Consider the following 16,766-nt stretch of genomic DNA (forward strand, 5'->3'; position numbering starts at 1 on the left):
GATTGCAATGAGTCACGAAAGTAATTCGCCACAATATCGAATGGGGCTTCCCATACCACACTCCAAACTGGGGATGTGGCTTTTCCTGGCGACAGAAATCATGTTTTTTTCCGCCTTTATCGGAGCCTACATCGTACTCCGTGCCGGTTCGCCCGGCTGGCCTGACGATCCGGAAATCACGCACCTGCGTATCTGGGCCGGCGGCTTGAATACATTCGTGCTGATTCTCTCCAGCTACTTTGTCGTACTCGCGCTGGAAGGCATGAAAGTGGAAAACTTCGCCAAAGCGCGACTTTATCTCTGCCTGACGCTGCTGCTGGCCTGTCTGTTCCTGGGCATCAAAGCCTACGAATATTCGGGCAAATTCAAATACGATATTCTGCCTGGACACATTCCGGAAACCCCACGCATGGCCATCGATAAATCCATGCGGGAAATGAAACAGGTCGTCGATCAGCGTACCATCGCGTTAGCAAATGAGAAGCTGCCGGAAAAAACGGAACCGGTAGATCCCGAAGAAACGGTCGAAGTCGCCGGGGTCACTGATGAAAAAACAGAAGAAGTCGAAACGCCTGTCGAGGAACTCCGTCAGCAACTTCAGACAGAACTGGCGGCCGAGGATACCACCGCTGCCCGCAAACAAGAACTGCAGGCCTACTTTGATCTTGAAACGAAATACCGGGATTTAAATCAGCGGGCCCTCGATGAATCCATCAATATGCAGCAGATGAATCAAGAGCTGGAAACGCTGAAACAGAACCCCGCATATGGGTCGTTCCTGACACCGGTCCATTTCCTGCAACCCATTATTTACGGAAACCTGTTTGCCTCGGTTTACTTTCTGCTGACCGGTTTTCATGCTTTACATGTAGTGATCGGGATGCTGCTGTTCATCATTGTTCTGCTACAGGGCAGACGCCTGAGTAAAAAATGGAAAGATTACGTCGAAAACATCGGCCTGTACTGGCACTTCGTCGACCTGGTCTGGATCTTCCTGTTCCCGCTGATTTACATCATTTAACTGAGAGTCACTAATCCGATGTCAGATCAACACGATCACGCTTACGTCAAGTATTCCACCATCTTCTTTGCCCTGTGTATCTGCACGGTGCTGTCGATCATTTTTGACGTCATCGATTTAAAAGAAAAAAACATCATCGGCATGAACGGCGTGGTGCTGTTGACACTGCTGGTTCTGGCCGTCGCCTGCGCCAAAGCACTGTTTGTGATGATTTATTTTATGCACTTGAAATTTGAAGGAAAATGGAAGTACGTGCTGCTCAGTCCCACCATCGTGTTAGCAATGGGCCTGACGATCGCCATTACTCCGGATATCGGCATTCATTATTACACAAATGAAGCCCCTCAGGTGGACTACCTGGAGCAGGCCCGGCAGACCGCTGCCACGACTGATGCCTTGAACCCCGAAAAAAGTCATGCTGAGTAACCCCCTCCCTCAGGAAGCAACGACTGCAGCCCGCATCTGTGTCACTGATATTTCACACCGATACGGCGAACGGCTGGCTTTGAATCATCTGAGCTTTGAAGTCCGGTCTGCAGAAATCTTCGGCCTGCTGGGACCGAATGGCGGCGGAAAGACAACCCTCTTTCGTCTGCTCTCAACGCTCCTGCCCCTGCAATCCGGTCACGCCACGATCGCTGGTCTGGATCTTTCGACGCAAGCCCGGCAAATCCGCACGCTTATTGGAGTCACCTTCCAGTCACCCAGCCTGGATGGAAAACTGACCGTACAGGAAAACCTGAAACATCAGGCCCACCTGTATGGAATTTCGGGAGGATTGATGCGAGAACGGATCGCATCCGTCCTGCAGCACCTGGGACTCACAGATCGCAAAGCGGACCTGGCCGAATCATTGTCGGGTGGATTAAAACGCCGCGTCGAAATTGCCAAAGGCCTGCTGCATGCTCCACAGGTCCTGCTGCTGGATGAACCGAGCACAGGTCTCGACCCGGGTGCACGGCACGATCTCTGGAAATATCTGAAACAACTGCAGCGCGAACAGGGAGTGACCATCCTGATCACCACGCATTTAATGGAAGAAGCGGAACACTGTGACCGGCTGGGGATTCTGCATCAGGGAGAACTCATCTCGCTGGGCACACCAGACGAATTACGGGCTTCGGTGGGCGGAGACTGTCTGACCATTCACGCAGAGCATCCGGAGATACTGCAGAACCAGATCACAGAGAAATTCGGCGTGACGCCTCAAGAGGTCAATCACAGTCTACGTCTGGAACATCCTCGGGGGCATGAATTTCTGAAAGACCTGATCGACGCCTTCCCGGAGCAGGTCACTTCGGTTTCACTCGGGAAACCGACTCTGGAAGATGTCTTCATTCATAAAACCGGACATCAATTCTGGCAGGCGGAGGAAGTCGAATGAATCAGCCTGTAACTGTCACGCCCACCACCCCCTTTGTTCTACCGATCTTAACGCTCGCGCAGCGTGAAGTGGTCCGCTTCGCCCGACAGCGCACCCGCGTGATCGGTGCGCTCATCCAGCCGATCCTGTTCTGGATTCTGTTTGGAGCAGGACTGCGAGGTTCTTTCAAAGCACCCGAATGGGCAACGGCAGGCATGACCTACCAGGAATATTTTTTCCCGGGTGTGGCCGTCATGATTCTGATGTTTACCGCCATCTTTTCGACGATCTCGATCATCGAAGACCGCAAGGAAGGCTTCCTGCAGGGAGTGCTCGTCTCGCCGGTCCCCCGCTCTTCCATTGTACTGGGTAAACTGCTGGGAGGGACAATCCTGGCTGTTTTACAAGCTGTCCTGTTTCTTCTGCTGGGTCCCTTGTTAAAAATTGTCGGATTGGCGCCCGACTTCAACACCGGAGTCACACTGGCAGGCTTCATTCCCCTGCTGCTGTTTCTGTTCCTGCTGGGTTTCAGCCTGACTGCGCTCGGTTATCTGATCGCCTGGCCAATGGAGTCCACACAAGGCTTTCACGCCATCATGTCAGTCTTTCTAATGCCGATGTGGCTGCTCTCGGGTTCGTTTTTTCCGGCGGGAGACTCCGGCTGGCTATCCTGGATCATCCGTGCCAATCCCCTGACGTATGGCGTGACCGGTTTGCGGCGATTGCTGTCTTCAAGCTCTGCGCTACCCAGCGCACCGGGTAATCCCTCCATGATTGTCTGCCTGACTGTCACCGCCGTGGTCTGTATAATTTATGTATCAATTGCGATCTGGTTGACCCGTCAGCGGGCCGCCCGAAATGCCAGATAAATACGATATTATTAAAAGTAATCAAAAGAATTGAACATGACTGAGACAAAACGATCCCGCCGCATTCCCCTGATCCTGATCATCTTGCTCTGGGTGCTCGTCGCCGTGAGTGCATTCGCAACCTGGAAACTGAAAACACAACGCGACCTCGCATTGGAACAGATAAAAGCCAGTAAAGCCGCTGAGAAGCAAGGGGCTGAAGAAGCTGAAATTGAAGAAGTCAAAGTGGATGCTCCGATCTGGCCGGAAACAGGCATCGAAGACTTTTCCCTCACCGAACGCAGTGGTAAAACCGTGACGAAAGAAGACCTGCAGGGGAAACCCTGGGTGGCGTGCTTCGTCTTCACCCGCTGCGCGGGCCCCTGCCCGCGCGTCTCCGGTCAGTTTTATCAACTGCAGAAAGATCTGAAGGATCTGGACTTCCGCCTGGTGACCTTTACCGTCGACCCCAAAAATGACACTCCCGAAGTCTTATCCCGTTATGCAGAATCGGTTGGTGCCGATCCGGAAAAGTGGTTGTTTCTCACCGGCGATCAAAGTGAGATCTTTCATCTGATTGAGAAAAGCTTTCTGATGCCGGTCCAGGAAAACAAAGGCCCTGCCCGCAAGCCCGGCTTTGAAGTGATCCACACCACCAACGTCATGCTGGTCGATAAAACAGGACGCGTACTGGGAAAATATAACGCGGTCGACGATGTCGAGATGGCAGAACTCAGACGCGAAGTTCGCAAGCTTGTCAAAGCAGAGAAACAGAAACCGGATACCCAAAAACCGGAGGAAAAACAAAAGGATACTCCCGCCAACACGAAGCAAGATGAAGCCGCCAAGACAAAAACGCCTGCCAAAGCGGGAATGATCTCCTTGAGTACGACGCTCGTTCCCGGAGTGGTTAATCTGCTGGCGCAAACCGAAGCCGGTTCAGTTACAACAGAACCAGACTCGACAGAGACGGTCAAAACGGCTCCGGACTGGGTGTATCAGCTGCCTGCTGTGAATGCCACTCTGAACGGCCTGGCAACGATTCTGCTGATGGTCGGCTACTGGTTCATTCGGCACGGGGAACAGCAGAAGCATAAAAAAACGATGCTGACGGCCTTTGGAACGTCTGTCCTGTTCCTGGTCTTCTACCTGCTGTATCACTTCGCGTTACAGAGTTACACGGGAACCGCCTCCCGGAAATTTGGCGGAGAAGGCACGATCCGCATGATCTATTATTTTATTCTGATCACGCATGTTGTGCTCGCAGCCGCCGTTCCGGTGCTGGCCTGGGTGACGATCCGGCGAGGATTGAAACAGCAGTGGGAAGCCCATCGTAAAATCGCCAAAATCACGTTTCCGATCTGGCTCTATGTCTCCATCACGGGTGTTGTGATTTATTTTATGCTTTATCATTTGCCCAAAGCCGCCTGAAAATCAGCCCAGAAACGGCTGGAACCCGGATAGATATCTGTTACAATAGAAGCATCTTACTTTGTTCATCAAGTGGTTCGTATCATGTTAAAGCGATTTTCATTCCTTCGATCCTGTGTTCTGACCGCCGCGTTACTCGGTCTGTTTTCCTCCCCCGTTGTCATCAGTCAGGCTGCGGCTTGTCCGATGTGTAAACAGTTGAACGAAACGGATGATTCCAAGCCGCGCGCTTACATGTACAGCATCGCATTTATGCTGGCGATGCCCGCCATGCTGATCTCCGGCTTCGGTATTGCTTTTTTCAAGATGATGAAACGCGAACAGAAGACCGTCCAGCATTACGAAAACAACCGGAACCCGCATCAGAGTGATGCCGATTCCGGTGTGGATGAATCGTAGCAGTTGAGACTCGTTGCCGTTTAATTCAAGCGTTGGCGACGAGGTGTATTCCAGACGGTTGCTGCCGAGGGAGCTGGCACAAATGCCCCTTTGGCAGAGGCTGTACGTGACAGGGAATCATCATAGGTTGACTGATTGGAAACCGCAGTCTGTGTCTGGAAATAAGAGTTCTGAGAAGGAATCGTCTGCCATTCGGAATTCGACTGCAGGTCGGGAACCTGTAAGACTGCCGGGCTGGGAGGCAATGTCGCAGCCATGGTTGAGAAGGCAGGTCCACTGTTTCCGCCCCAGCCAGCCGCTGGTTGGGCACTGATGGTCGGAGCGAGAGTCGGGTAGGCACCCATGTCCAGCGATGTATTAGACATCGGCGTGGGAACAGGGGCACTGGATGGTGTCGGCGTGGATGGCACAATATAAGGCTGCATTGATGGAGACGGACTCATCATGGAAGGTTGTCCGTTCATACAATCGGTGCACGTTGACTGTGGTACCGTCACTTGAACCCGTTTTCTGACCTGAATCGGTGTTCTGACATAGCTGGTCTGCTTCTGGTACTGGGTACATTGAATCTGTTTGGTCACCATTTTGGGAACCCAGACTCGCTGCCAGCAGCCTTCGTCAACGGTGATCTGCTTGTAAGTGGTAACGGGAACATTGGTTGTTCGGGGCACCATACGGTATTCGGTACAAATGATGTCCTGATAGCAGATTTGTGGCGGAGGTGGAGTACACACGCCCGGGCAGCATGAAGTCACGGGAGCACAACGCCGGAAATAGCGGCGGGCCAGTTTTTTACAACGATGACCACAGCGGCCGTGTTGTGGATAACTGCAAGCCATGCCTCCCCGGTTAAATAACCGTTGAAAGATATGAGCTTCCGCAGAATTATCATTCGTCATTATCAGAAACAGCGAAGCAACTACAATACCATTTCGAATCCAGGGGGACATCGAAAAACTCCTTTTTATACTAAGTGTGCTGAATGGCACTCCTTTGATTTCGTTCCCGTTTCAGTCAAACTGAGACGCTGGCTCTACAGGATCAGCCAGAACGAAGAACCCACCTTTCTCATTTATCGGCATAATCGTTAAAGTCGCTTTATTTTATATTTCATAATTTACAAAATTCATTGCCCCCCGGATGTGATGACATTGAGAGCACTTTTTGAGAAGATAGGAAAGCAAGAAGCTGGCTTCCAAAGCACCTTGTATCCACTAAACTCAATAATACAATACACTTAACTCATTACAGCGAGATTAAAGGACATGAACATGGCAGAAGCATCACTGGCACACATGGTTTATTTCACCCTCAAAGACAGTTCCCCCGAAGCCAGCGAAGCGATGGTGAAGGCCTGTCACTTGTATCTGAAGGACCATCCCGGGGTGCTCTACTTCTCCGCCGGGACCCGAGGCACGGAGTTTCAACGACCGGTGAACAATCAGGAATATCATGTCGCATTAAATGTGGTCTTCGACAATAAAGACTCACACGATAAATATCAGGAAGCAGCTGACCACCTGACATTTATCTCAGAAAACAAAGACAAATGGGCCAACGTCCAGGTTTTCGACAGCTACGTTACCAGCTGAATGAAGCTGGGAATTCCCATTCAGAGCACGGGGACAATCAGAGGCGTCTGGTACTCCGGATGCGGCAGCACTTTAACGGGTGTCTGATAAACTTCCGTTAAGCGGGCTTCTGTCAGAACTTCCGCCCCCGTGCCGATCGCTGCGATCTCCCCTTTGTCCAACAACACAATCTGGTCAGCAAAGCTGCTGGCCAGATTCAGATCGTGGATGGTCAGGATTACGGTCAGATTCCGCTCGTGCGCCAGATTACGAATGAGCGTTAGAATCTCGACCTGATATTTGAGATCGAGTCCCGTAGTCGGCTCATCCAGACACAGGATGCTCGTGTGCTGCACCAGGGCGCGGGCAATTAAAGTCCGCCGCCATTCCCCACCCGATATTTCTGTGATCTTCCGCTGACGCAATTCCGTGAGTCCGGTCTGCTGCATCGCTGCTTCCACCTGGCTCGTATCTTCTGCCTGAAACGGTTGTACCCAGCCACGATGAGCACTGCGGCCCAGTTGCACTGTCTCTTCGACCGTCATCGGCCACTGGGGAGATTCCAGCTGCGGTGCCAGTGCCAGTTTCTGCGCCACCTGTTTGCGCGATATCTGAGTCAGCGACTCTCCTTCAATCAGAACGCTGCCTTCTCGGACTTCCACCAGACGAAACAACGCGCGCAGCAACGTGGTCTTACCGGAGCCATTCGGGCCCAGTAAGACCAGTACGGTTCCCGGTGCAATGCCCAGCGAGATCTGCTTCAAAACGTCCTGCCGGGTATATCCGCAAGAGACGTTTTCCAGTTCAATCGGATTCATGCTCATTCCTCTTCTTAACCGGATTGCTGACCGCGACTGAGCAGCAGAAACAGAAAAAACGGACAGCCCATTAACGCCGTCACAATGCCGACGGGAATTTCAGCCGGTGCAATCACAGTCCGGGCCAGCGTATCGGCGATCACCATCAAAGTAGCCCCCAACAGACAGCTGCCGGGAATCAACAGACCATGCCGGGGCCCTAACAGAATACGTGTCATATGCGGCGCCATCAGTCCTAAAAACCCGATCACCCCTGAAACGGCAACACAGGCCGCGGTACAGAACGTGGCGGCAACCAGAATCAGCATGCGGAATTTGCCGATCGACAATCCCAGCGTCTGGGCTGCTTCATCACCGAACGAAAGCAGGTCCAGCGGGCGCGACAGTAACCACAACAGTCCCCCACTACAGAGAATGACCGGCCCCGCCATCATAATTTCATTCCAGTGCCTGCCTGAGAAACTGCCCAGCAGCCAGCTGAAAATGGTGGTCAGCATTTCATGGTTCAGAAACATGATCAGCGAAACGAGAGCCCCGGTAAAACTGCTGAGCGCCATTCCCGCCAGAATCAATGTCAGCAGCGGTGCACTTCGACCAATGTTGCTTAATGATGCGATCAGAAACACGCCACAGACGACGAGCAGCGCCCCGGCGAACGCCGCCAGAATCAACCACGGTATCTGCCAGGTTGCCGTGATGACGGTAATACTCCCTGCAATCAGCAGCAGCGCGAGTGTCGCTCCCAATGCAGCGCCACTCGAGGCACCGATCACAAACGGATCTGCCAGCGGATTGCGAAATACTCCCTGAAAGGCAGCGCCGGCGATCGCCAGTCCCCCTCCCACACAGGCCGCCAGAATCACGCGCGGCAAACGGATCTGCCAGAGTATCGTATTGATGTACGATTCCTCTGCCGGATGCCAGAGTCCCTGCCAGATCTGTTCAAAAGAAAGGGAGACTGCCCCGAAATGGATTCCCACGAATAGCGCAAGCAACAGGCACGCCAGTAAAGGCAGGAAACGCCAGGCCAGAAATTGATTGCGCGGTTGCATGAACGGCAGCGTCCACTCAGAAGGTCAGGGTTTCGGAAACGCGTCAGGATACAATGCCTGCGCCACTTTTTGCAGTCCCTGCACCACACGGGGTCCGGGACGCGAAATCAGATCATCCTCAATAATATAAATCCGCTGATTCTTGACGGCGTTCATTTTTTTCCAGCCCGGCCGCTGTTTCAGAGTGGCAATCGCTTCGCTTGGATCAGCCTGTGGATTATTTTTGAGCCCCGGCAGCAGAATCACATCGGGATTTCGCACAATCAATGTCTCCTCACTGACCTGGGGATAAGCAATTTTCACATCACTGTAAATGTTCTCCCCGCCGACCATGGTGATCAGCTCACCAATGAACGACTCGGGGCCCGCTGTCATCAAAGGCTGATCCCAGACCTGATAAAATACCCGCGGGCGTCCCTGTTCCTGAAATGGTTTGATCTGTTTCTGAAGCGCCTGAATGTCCTTCTTGATAGCCTGAATGATCTGCTTTCCGCGATCTGGGTGTCCGGTCGCTTTTGCGATTCCCAGAATCGATTTCTCGATATCCGCCAGCGACTGAGATTCAAAAGAGAGCACCGGTACTTTGATTTTCTCCAGTTGCTCTGCCAGCAGTCGATGATAATCTCCGCCGAGAATAATCAGATCCGGCTGCAGTTCCACAAGTGCTTCGAGGCTGATACTGCCCGGATTGGCAAACGCGATCTTCTTCAGCGTTTTGGTTTCCGGAGGATAATTACACAGAGACGTACACCCCACCATCTGCTCGCCCGCACCGATCGCAAACAGAATTTCCGTATGGGCTGGCATCAGTGAAATGATCCGCTCAGGCTGTGTCTGTATCGTCACATCCTGACCGCGATAGTCAGTCACCCTGACAGGATAAGCCACCGCATTCTTTGGGTCCCGCGTCTCTTTCGCTTCAGACTGCACCGCCTGCGCAGAACTCGGGCTGGTCGCCTCGGGTCGGCAGCCTGCCATCATCCCCCACAGGAGCAACAGCAGGAACAGTTTGTTGAAATAGGTATTCATAACTTTGTTGGTATCGAATCCTTTCTCAAATTGGAAGCGGCAGACACTGATTCATCAAAAATCAGCCCGGAATGACCGTTTCCAGTCATTCCGCAGCTGAACACAAACAGGCGTCTGTCCTTGTCGGCAGGATTATTCCGTCAGATTCACTTTCGCACGCAGTGACTTGGCTGCGGCAACCATGTTCTGTAAAGCGGGCCTGACTTCGTCCCATTTACGGGTCTTCAGTCCACAGTCCGGGTTGACCCATAACTGTCGCGGCTCCAGCACGTTCAATGCTGTTTCAAGCAGATCAACCATCCATTCCACCGTCGGCACTCTGGGCGAATGAATGTCATACACGCCCGGTCCAATTTCATTGGGATACCGGAATTGAACGAATGCATCCAGCAATTCCATATTACTCCGCGACGTTTCAATCGAAATCACGTCGGCGTCCAAGGCAGCAATCGCTTCGATGATATCATTGAATTCAGAATAACACATGTGCGTATGAATCTGAGTTTCATCTTCGACACCAGCTGCCGACAGGCGAAAACAGTCGACCGCCCATTTGAGATAGGCGCGCCAGTCGGAACGACGCAGCGGCAAGCCTTCGCGAACCGCTGGCTCGTCAATCTGAATGATCCGGATGCCGCCAGCTTCGAGGTCCAGCACTTCATCCCGTATTGCCAGGCCAATCTGCTGACAGGTTTCGCTGCGAGGCTGGTCATCGCGGACGAACGACCATTGCAGAATCGTCACCGGCCCGGTCAGCATGCCTTTCATCAGTTTCTGTGTGCAGGACTGCGCGTACTTGGTCCATTTTACCGTCATCGGCCCCTTGCGCAAAATATCACCGAAAATGATCGGCGGTTTCACACAGCGGGAACCGTAACTTTGCACCCAACCGTTTTTCGTCGCGAGAAAACCTTCCAGCTGCTCGCCGAAATATTCCACCATGTCATTGCGTTCGGCTTCGCCATGCACGAGCACATCCAGGTCGACGGATTCCTGGTACTGAATATCACTGGCGATGCACGCCTGCAGAAACTGCTCGTAAGCCGACTCTGTCAATTCCCCTTTCTTGAATGCAGCACGCGCCTTGCGAATTTCATCCGTCTGCGGAAACGAACCAATGGTCGTTGTGGGAAACAGCGGCAGATCCAGCGTCTTCTGCTGCAAAACGTGGCGTTCTGCATAAGGACTCTTGCGGGTCCGCATCGGTTCCGTCACGGCGGCACTGCGTTCTTTTACCTCGGGACGATGCACGCGCGGCGAATTGCGGCGGGCATTCATCGCGGTCAGATTCGCCGACAAAGCGTCTGCGACACTCTCTCTCCCTGCATTGATACATCGAGTCAGCACGGAGATTTCTTCCAGCTTCTGCCGGGCATAAGCCAGCCACTGCCGGAGCTCAGGGTCCAGATCGGTTTCGTTTTCCAGATCGACGGGCGTATGCAACAGCGAACAGGAAGGGCCGATCAGAATTCGATCCGCGCCAATCCGGTCGACGGCTTTCTCGATCAACGCCAGCGACTGCTCGAAATCGTTCTTCCAGATATTACGCCCGTCGATGATGCCCAGCGACAACGCCACTTCTGCCGGCAGTTGTTCCAGCACGTCATCCAGCTGCTCAGGAGCGCGGACCAGATCAATGTGCAACGCAGCCACCGGCAATGCAACCGCAGTCGACAGATTTTCCGCGAGGGGACCAAAGTAGGTCGTCAACGCGATCTGAATTCCGCCCGCGATCATCGAAAGCGGATCGTAGGCCCGCTGAAAGGCGACGCGCTGCTCAGCCGTCAGATCGAGTACCAGACAGGGTTCGTCGATCTGAATCCACTTTGCACCGGCGGCTGACAGGCGGGTCAGCACTTCCACATATACGGGCAGCAGGCGATCGAGCAGACTTAAGCAGTCGAAGTCAGCGGTACCCGACTTCCCCAGCAGCAGAAAGGAGACAGGCCCCAGAATGACCGGACGGGTTTCGATGCCTAACGCTTTCGCTTCCAGGAATTCGTCGATGACTTTAGTCGAAGCCAATTGGAACTGCTGTTCGGGTTCAAACTCGGGCACCAGGTAATGATAGTTGGTATCAAACCATTTGGTCATCTCCAGCGCGGCGACACCGGCAGTAGTCGCGTCGACCGACTTGCCCCCCTTTCCGCCTCGCGCCATTGCGAAATAGGTTGTCAAATCGACGGCACCGCCCGTCCATTGAAAACGGTCCGGGATCGCGCCGACCATGGCTGTCGTATCCAGCACCTGATCGTAGAGGGAGAAATCATTCGACGGAATCTGTTCGATTCCTGTTGCCTGTTGCAGCTTCCAGTGTGTTTCACGCAGGTCGCGACCGATCTGCTGCAGTTCTGCTTCGCTGATTTTTTCAGTCCAGAACTTTTCGACCGCTCGTTTCAGTTCACGATGCGCACCAATACGGGGGAATCCAAGATTCGTAGCAATAGCCATTCAGAGGCTCCTTTTATTTTGAAATGAACAGGTTTGTTAAATAGACTTTGGTGCGCATACCGTCTCCAGAAGCTGTGCGCACCGGTAGCGTAACCGTGTTTGTGAAGCGTTCCGCGATTCGAGCGCAAGTTGTGCGCAGACCGGAAGTGTGTTCACAAACCGTGATCAAATAATAAGGGGGTCGATGAGTTTAATGGTCCGAAACGGGACACGATGAGTAGACAGAGCCAGCTGGCTGCGCGCAGGCGGAGACGTTCTTCCAATCAAAGAACGCAGCAGGGCAGACATCTGCGCAGAGGGACTCTGATAGTACTCGCGCAGTGAAAGACGCATGCATCACAGCAGGCGCGCAACGGCAGTGTCCGTTTCAGACCCGGGGCATGTCAGATTCGTCGGCGTCTCCCACCCGTCTGTATTCGGGCGAGACATACAGCCGGTCACACCAGTGCACACGCTGCATATAAAGGGTCATACCTGTTTTCCTGTGAAAACCAAAAGGACGCTGGAAGAAAAGCCGCAATCAAGGCGTCTTCTCAATTCCAGAGACAGAGCTTAACAGCCGCCGGCCATTGCGTCAACTTGAAAATCAGTCAAAACGATCATTGGGTGGGGTAGTAAAAATGGATTGTTAATTGGCAGTGACTCAAAGTTGGATTTGAATCACTGATGTTTTTAGTCATCGATGTTATTACCTATGACATCATCTCATCTTTCTCGGTTCATTTGTCTTATTCAGAAAGAATTTATTCAACTCTATCATTTCCATCTTTTACAATTCAAACCATCATTATCGAACCACGGTAAAGCAAGTTGTGTCTGAAACACATTGAGTTTTGTTTTTATCGAAGAGGAATTATTTTATGAATTCACCACTGCCACTTGAACGCTCACTGACTATTTGCAAGGAATATTACGAGAAGCATCTTGAGCAAGAGGTGAATAAAAAGATCACTCCTAAATACTGCTTAGTTTTCGCGGTACCACTTCGTTTCCAATTACCATTCAAAAATGAAACACTTTTTTTCACGACTTTTAACAATCAAGTCACTGCTTTTATTTTTGATAAATACGAGACACCTCAACATGAAGCGATCTTTCCAGACAGTGCTCTTAATTCACCTGAACTCCGCACTCGTGTAGAAGCAATGTATTTTATGCCTGAATGTGATGAATTAGCTTCAATTGTTAATACAGAAAACGAGGAGTCGCATTTATTACAATATAGTTTTTTGTCACATCTACTAAATCGACTTAATAATTATGTAAATGCTTACCGCATGATGTTTGAAGACTGCAAGGCGTTTCCTGTATCTCCAGAACAATATTTCTACATCTTTTCTAGAGTTTATGATCTAACAGACTGGAAGACTCTGATGTCTGGTCCAGTTTTTACAAGTTCTAATCCTTTCAATTATGAAAAGATCATGTTCAACGTCCAAGGCAATGCCCTTCATGCAATTGAAGGTCTTGGTATGTATGTCGATCAGAAACAAAACAAATTCGTGGCAGCTTCACAATTTTTTGCTGAGTCTCGTCGTTATCTTTATACCGGATACCCACGCGAGACAATTGTTTTTCTCGGGATGTGTTCAGAGACAATGTTAAATGGTTTATTTCACCATATTCGTAAGATAGATGGATTAACAGAATTAGAGATCAATACTGAATTTGATGAAGTCCCATTTATGCGTCGAATTAAAAATCATATTAGTCATTCTTTGGGTGGCAGTTGGGATATGTCAAAAGATATGTCTATCGTTGGTAAATGGAAGAAAAATGTGTACGACCTTCGGAATCGAGTCGTACATGCGGGATATTTTCCTCATTACCATGAAGCTGCTAACGCATTTCAGACTATGGTAAAATTCTCTGAATTTATTCGTGAAAGAGTAGATACGAAGAAATCTCTGCTTCCAAACGCCTATAAGGAATTGAAAGCACTTCCTGAATTTTTTGTTCAAGGAGTTAGAGAGAGTACTTTTGACATCTCATAGTCATGACTTACGAGACGATAGAAAATAGTGAGATCAATAGGATCCTCTTTCTTCAGATGTTTAAGAAACACAAGAGTCAATAATTTAAGAGGTGCAAAATGAAATATGGAGCAGTAGTGATGGGGGACCCTAGAGAACTCTTAAGGAGAGGCCCCGGAGAGATTAAAGATGCTTCTGAATTCTCAAAAGATGATTCAAATATATTTGCTCATTTCATTCAGGTTCAAAGCCAAATAAATAAAAGCAAATGGAAGAAGTCTGATATAAAATTTCAGGAACATGGCTCGAATTTAATTGATGCTTCAGTTCCTGGATTTGAGGATTTTATTTTTGTTGCAGCATATTTTCGCCAATTATTTATGGAACGCAAAGACTATTTACTAAAGGATGCAGCAGATAGATATTGCAAGCACAGTTCGTGTGATATACGGAAAGCATGGATTCATAATGAAGTGAAATCATTTTATAAAATTTTAGACTCTCCGACTCATCCATTTTCAATTAATGATTACACACTTAAACAAATATTTTATGCCTTTATTTATGGGGCAGGAATTATGCACAAGATTCCAAAAGATAAAGACACAGCGCTGAAAAGATTTCTGGACATTTATGATAACTACCCAACACACAGAGTACTTTATGCTCTTAATGTTCAACTAAGAGTTATTATGAATCATGTTAATAACATAGCATGCATTATTTATCAGGATTTCTCATATTGGCAATCCAAATATAATTTAGTCCTCCCAGATGTGCGTTGGCATCAACGCTTATTTGAAATCAATAAATCTAATAATTCAGTTCAAGAGTAAAATATGAATATCCTATCCTGGGTGTGTATTGTATTAGCTTTTATTTTAATAATAGCCGGTTTTTGCTGGACCTTTCTTTATGAAATGCCATCGGCACCAATTAACAAAGAAGCATGGCAAGAAGGTGCTTTAAGAGGGGACTTTTGGGGAGGACATCTTACAGCTATTACATCCTTTGCTGGAACATTGCTATTTTTAGCAGGTTTATTGTTCCAAACAAGCGAACTAAAATTACAGAGAGAAGATATAAATCTTAGCCGTAAAATCAGCGAGAAGCAGGCTACTGAACTAGAAAAACAAACCAAGATCGCTAAACATCAATCAATCGTTTCTCAAATTATTGAGATAGCCAACTACTGTAATAATTTAAAAAAAGAAGTTGATGTTTTATTGGACGAGTTGCCTACTATGCAAGACAAAGCTTCTCATATTAAAAGAATAAGCTCTCTCAAATATAGAATTTTAGCTTGCGATTTTTCACATCGAAGACTTCTTCAAAGTGATGTTCTAACAGAGTCAGAAAAAGAACTATTTGCAGATATGGTTGACTCAGGAAAAGCGGGAGATGATTATGAACTTACTTTGAAAGAATAATAAATTCGACTAGCTAAAATTTCAGAGTTGGTCTCTCCATCCATTCACCATCCCTACTTCATAAAAGTGACGGATAATGAAATAGAAGGCGAATGAGGGGTCAGGTCCATACAACTCTTGTAACTCTCACCCACAATTATTCCCTTTATCAGTCTTTAGCATTCGTCTCTGAATATTAGTAACGATCTACCAAAATAAGTTACTCTACTCAGACCTCCCCACACAAAAAAGGGACCACCAATCGGTGGTCCCTGCGAGGGTGCCTTTGTCTTTTAGTCGCGGACGAATCAGTCCCAGTTTAATGAACCGGAGCTCTGGTATTCGGTCACGCGGGTTTCGAAGAAGTTCTTTTCCTTCGAAAGGTCCATCGTTTCACTCATCCAGGGGAACGGATTCGCAGAACCGTACTGGGCGGGCAGGCCGATGCGTTCCAGGCGACGGTCAGCGATGTGCTGCACGTATTCGCGGAACAGATCGCCGTTCAGACCGAGAATACCGGTCGGCAGGCAATCTTTGGCGTATTCGATTTCCAGTTCGGCGGCATACTTCATACGGTCAACAATCAGCTGCTGGAATTCGGGAGTCCAGAGTTCCGGATTTTCCTGTTTAATTCCATTGATCAAGTCGATACCGAAGTTCAAGTGAATCGTTTCATCCCGCAGGATGTATTGAAACTGTTCACCGATCCCGGTCATCATGTTGCGACGATGGAAGGAAAGCACCATCACAAAACCGGTATAGAAGAACAGCCCTTCCATGATGAGGTAGTAACCGATCAGGTTTTTCAGGAAGGCCTGTGCCCCTTCGAAGGTATCGGTGGTGAAATCGGGATCCAGAATTTCCGAAGTCAGCTCCATTTCCAGCTGATCTTTTTTCGCAATCGCGGGAACTTCATGATACATGTTGAAGACTTCCGACTCATTGAGCCCGAGGCTTTCGACGATGTACAGGAAGGTATGCGAATGCACGGCTTCTTCAAATGCCTGTCGCAACAGGTACTGACGACTTTCCGCATTGGTGACATGCTTGAAAATGGCCAGCACAATATTATTGGCTACCAGGCTCTCGGCTGTCGCAAAGAAACCCAGGTTTCGCATAATCACAAACCGCTCGCCATCGCTGAGCTTATTGGAACGCCACATCTCGATGTCTTTGGTCATGCCGACTTCCGTTGGCATCCAGTGATTCGCACAACCATTCAGATAATGTTCCCAGGCCCAGTGATACTTGAGTGGCATCAACTGGTTGACGTCGACCTGAGAGCAGTTAATCAAACGTTTTTTATCTGCGTTGAAACGACCCTCGGGAGTATCTTTCAGGGGGGCATTTTTTTTGGTTGAAGCTGAGTTTGTATTAAGAATTGTCATCATAACACCTCTT

16 protein-coding genes are annotated in these 16,766 nt (G+C 49.6%); 10 read left to right on the top strand and 6 right to left on the bottom strand.

Features of this window, described 5'->3' with window-relative positions; all coding sequences use genetic code 11:
* The first annotated feature begins 7 nt into the window (after positions 1-7).
* From Pan161_RS12575 to Pan161_RS12600, 6 genes are all read left to right on the top strand, one after another.
* Positions 8-1,021 carry a cytochrome c oxidase subunit 3 gene (locus Pan161_RS12575; RefSeq protein ID WP_145227291.1) on the top strand — a complete coding sequence of 338 codons (1,014 nt, stop codon included), beginning with the start codon at positions 8-10 and terminating at the stop codon, positions 1,019-1,021.
* 18 nt (positions 1,022-1,039) lie between these two features.
* Positions 1,040-1,447, top strand: a complete 408-nt coding sequence (locus tag Pan161_RS12580; RefSeq protein ID WP_145227293.1) for a cytochrome C oxidase subunit IV family protein — start codon at positions 1,040-1,042, stop codon at positions 1,445-1,447.
* The gene (locus Pan161_RS12585) at positions 1,437-2,405 is read left to right on the top strand and encodes an ABC transporter ATP-binding protein (RefSeq protein ID WP_145227296.1); all 969 of its coding nucleotides are present in this window, start codon (positions 1,437-1,439) and stop codon (positions 2,403-2,405) included. Before Pan161_RS12580 ends, Pan161_RS12585 begins: the two co-directional genes overlap by 11 nt.
* Entirely contained in the window at positions 2,402-3,253 is an 852-nt protein-coding gene (locus Pan161_RS12590; protein WP_145227297.1) for an ABC transporter permease, read from the top strand. Before Pan161_RS12585 ends, Pan161_RS12590 begins: the two co-directional genes overlap by 4 nt.
* A gap of 36 nt (positions 3,254-3,289) precedes the next feature.
* Positions 3,290-4,663 (top strand): DUF420 domain-containing protein, encoded by a 1,374-nt coding sequence (locus Pan161_RS12595; RefSeq protein ID WP_145227299.1) that lies wholly within the window; start codon positions 3,290-3,292, stop codon positions 4,661-4,663.
* An 84-nt stretch (positions 4,664-4,747) separates the two neighbouring features.
* Positions 4,748-5,062: a hypothetical protein gene (locus tag Pan161_RS12600; protein ID WP_145227301.1), complete on the top strand. Its 315-nt coding sequence runs from the start codon at positions 4,748-4,750 to the stop codon at positions 5,060-5,062.
* A gap of 20 nt (positions 5,063-5,082) precedes the next feature.
* Here the strand turns inward: Pan161_RS12600 and Pan161_RS12605 are convergent, their stop codons facing one another.
* Complete coding sequence (locus Pan161_RS12605) at positions 5,083-6,012, bottom strand: hypothetical protein (protein WP_145227303.1); 930 nt, start codon at positions 6,010-6,012, stop codon at positions 5,083-5,085.
* A 321-nt stretch (positions 6,013-6,333) separates the two neighbouring features.
* Between Pan161_RS12605 and Pan161_RS12610 the strand changes: the two genes are divergently transcribed.
* The gene (locus tag Pan161_RS12610) at positions 6,334-6,654 is read left to right on the top strand and encodes a Dabb family protein (RefSeq protein ID WP_145227305.1); all 321 of its coding nucleotides are present in this window, start codon (positions 6,334-6,336) and stop codon (positions 6,652-6,654) included.
* Positions 6,655-6,674: 20 nt separating this feature from the next.
* Here the strand turns inward: Pan161_RS12610 and Pan161_RS12615 are convergent, their stop codons facing one another.
* From Pan161_RS12615 to metE, 4 genes are all read right to left on the bottom strand, one after another.
* On the bottom strand, positions 6,675-7,451 hold the full coding sequence (locus tag Pan161_RS12615; protein ID WP_145227307.1) for an ABC transporter ATP-binding protein: 777 nt from the start codon (positions 7,449-7,451) through the stop codon (positions 6,675-6,677).
* 14 nt (positions 7,452-7,465) lie between these two features.
* Entirely contained in the window at positions 7,466-8,503 is a 1,038-nt protein-coding gene (locus Pan161_RS12620) for a FecCD family ABC transporter permease (RefSeq protein ID WP_145227309.1), read from the bottom strand.
* A 24-nt stretch (positions 8,504-8,527) separates the two neighbouring features.
* Positions 8,528-9,532, bottom strand: coding sequence for an ABC transporter substrate-binding protein (locus tag Pan161_RS12625; RefSeq protein WP_145227311.1), 1,005 nt, complete (start codon positions 9,530-9,532; stop codon positions 8,528-8,530).
* 132 nt (positions 9,533-9,664) lie between these two features.
* On the bottom strand, positions 9,665-11,983 hold the full coding sequence (gene metE, locus Pan161_RS12630; protein WP_145227313.1) for a 5-methyltetrahydropteroyltriglutamate--homocysteine S-methyltransferase: 2,319 nt from the start codon (positions 11,981-11,983) through the stop codon (positions 9,665-9,667).
* An 860-nt stretch (positions 11,984-12,843) separates the two neighbouring features.
* Between metE and Pan161_RS12635 the strand changes: the two genes are divergently transcribed.
* From Pan161_RS12635 to Pan161_RS12645, 3 genes are all read left to right on the top strand, one after another.
* Positions 12,844-13,977 (top strand): hypothetical protein, encoded by a 1,134-nt coding sequence (locus Pan161_RS12635; protein WP_145227315.1) that lies wholly within the window; start codon positions 12,844-12,846, stop codon positions 13,975-13,977.
* A gap of 98 nt (positions 13,978-14,075) precedes the next feature.
* A complete protein-coding gene (locus Pan161_RS12640) occupies positions 14,076-14,792 on the top strand; it encodes a hypothetical protein (protein ID WP_145227317.1) in 717 nt (238 codons plus the stop codon).
* A 3-nt stretch (positions 14,793-14,795) separates the two neighbouring features.
* Positions 14,796-15,386, top strand: coding sequence for a hypothetical protein (locus Pan161_RS12645; RefSeq protein ID WP_145227319.1), 591 nt, complete (start codon positions 14,796-14,798; stop codon positions 15,384-15,386).
* A gap of 287 nt (positions 15,387-15,673) precedes the next feature.
* On the opposite strand, the gene Pan161_RS12650 is transcribed toward Pan161_RS12645, so the two are convergent.
* Positions 15,674-16,753: a ribonucleotide-diphosphate reductase subunit beta gene (locus tag Pan161_RS12650; RefSeq protein WP_145232648.1), complete on the bottom strand. Its 1,080-nt coding sequence runs from the start codon at positions 16,751-16,753 to the stop codon at positions 15,674-15,676.
* Positions 16,754-16,766: the final 13 nt, after the last annotated feature.

Origin of the sequence: Gimesia algae (genome assembly GCF_007746795.1) — a bacterium.
In the GTDB taxonomy this organism is placed as follows: Bacteria; Planctomycetota; Planctomycetia; order Planctomycetales; family Planctomycetaceae; genus Gimesia; species Gimesia algae.

Bases quoted from the DNA above. Each gene is read 5' to 3' on its own strand.
- Pan161_RS12575 (WP_145227291.1), top strand. From the start codon at position 8: ATGAGTCACGAAAGTAATTCGCCACAATATCGAATGGGGCTTCCCATA.
- Pan161_RS12580 (WP_145227293.1), top strand. From the start codon at position 1,040: ATGTCAGATCAACACGATCACGCTTACGTCAAGTATTCCACCATCTTC.
- Pan161_RS12585 (WP_145227296.1), top strand. From the start codon at position 1,437: ATGCTGAGTAACCCCCTCCCTCAGGAAGCAACGACTGCAGCCCGCATC.
- Pan161_RS12590 (WP_145227297.1), top strand. From the start codon at position 2,402: ATGAATCAGCCTGTAACTGTCACGCCCACCACCCCCTTTGTTCTACCG.
- Pan161_RS12595 (WP_145227299.1), top strand. From the start codon at position 3,290: ATGACTGAGACAAAACGATCCCGCCGCATTCCCCTGATCCTGATCATC.
- Pan161_RS12600 (WP_145227301.1), top strand. From the start codon at position 4,748: ATGTTAAAGCGATTTTCATTCCTTCGATCCTGTGTTCTGACCGCCGCG.
- Pan161_RS12605 (WP_145227303.1), bottom strand. From the start codon at position 6,012: ATGTCCCCCTGGATTCGAAATGGTATTGTAGTTGCTTCGCTGTTTCTG.
- Pan161_RS12610 (WP_145227305.1), top strand. From the start codon at position 6,334: ATGGCAGAAGCATCACTGGCACACATGGTTTATTTCACCCTCAAAGAC.
- Pan161_RS12615 (WP_145227307.1), bottom strand. From the start codon at position 7,451: ATGAATCCGATTGAACTGGAAAACGTCTCTTGCGGATATACCCGGCAG.
- Pan161_RS12620 (WP_145227309.1), bottom strand. From the start codon at position 8,503: ATGCAACCGCGCAATCAATTTCTGGCCTGGCGTTTCCTGCCTTTACTG.
- Pan161_RS12625 (WP_145227311.1), bottom strand. From the start codon at position 9,532: ATGAATACCTATTTCAACAAACTGTTCCTGCTGTTGCTCCTGTGGGGG.
- metE (WP_145227313.1), bottom strand. From the start codon at position 11,983: ATGGCTATTGCTACGAATCTTGGATTCCCCCGTATTGGTGCGCATCGT.
- Pan161_RS12635 (WP_145227315.1), top strand. From the start codon at position 12,844: ATGAATTCACCACTGCCACTTGAACGCTCACTGACTATTTGCAAGGAA.
- Pan161_RS12640 (WP_145227317.1), top strand. From the start codon at position 14,076: ATGAAATATGGAGCAGTAGTGATGGGGGACCCTAGAGAACTCTTAAGG.
- Pan161_RS12645 (WP_145227319.1), top strand. From the start codon at position 14,796: ATGAATATCCTATCCTGGGTGTGTATTGTATTAGCTTTTATTTTAATA.
- Pan161_RS12650 (WP_145232648.1), bottom strand. From the start codon at position 16,753: ATGACAATTCTTAATACAAACTCAGCTTCAACCAAAAAAAATGCCCCC.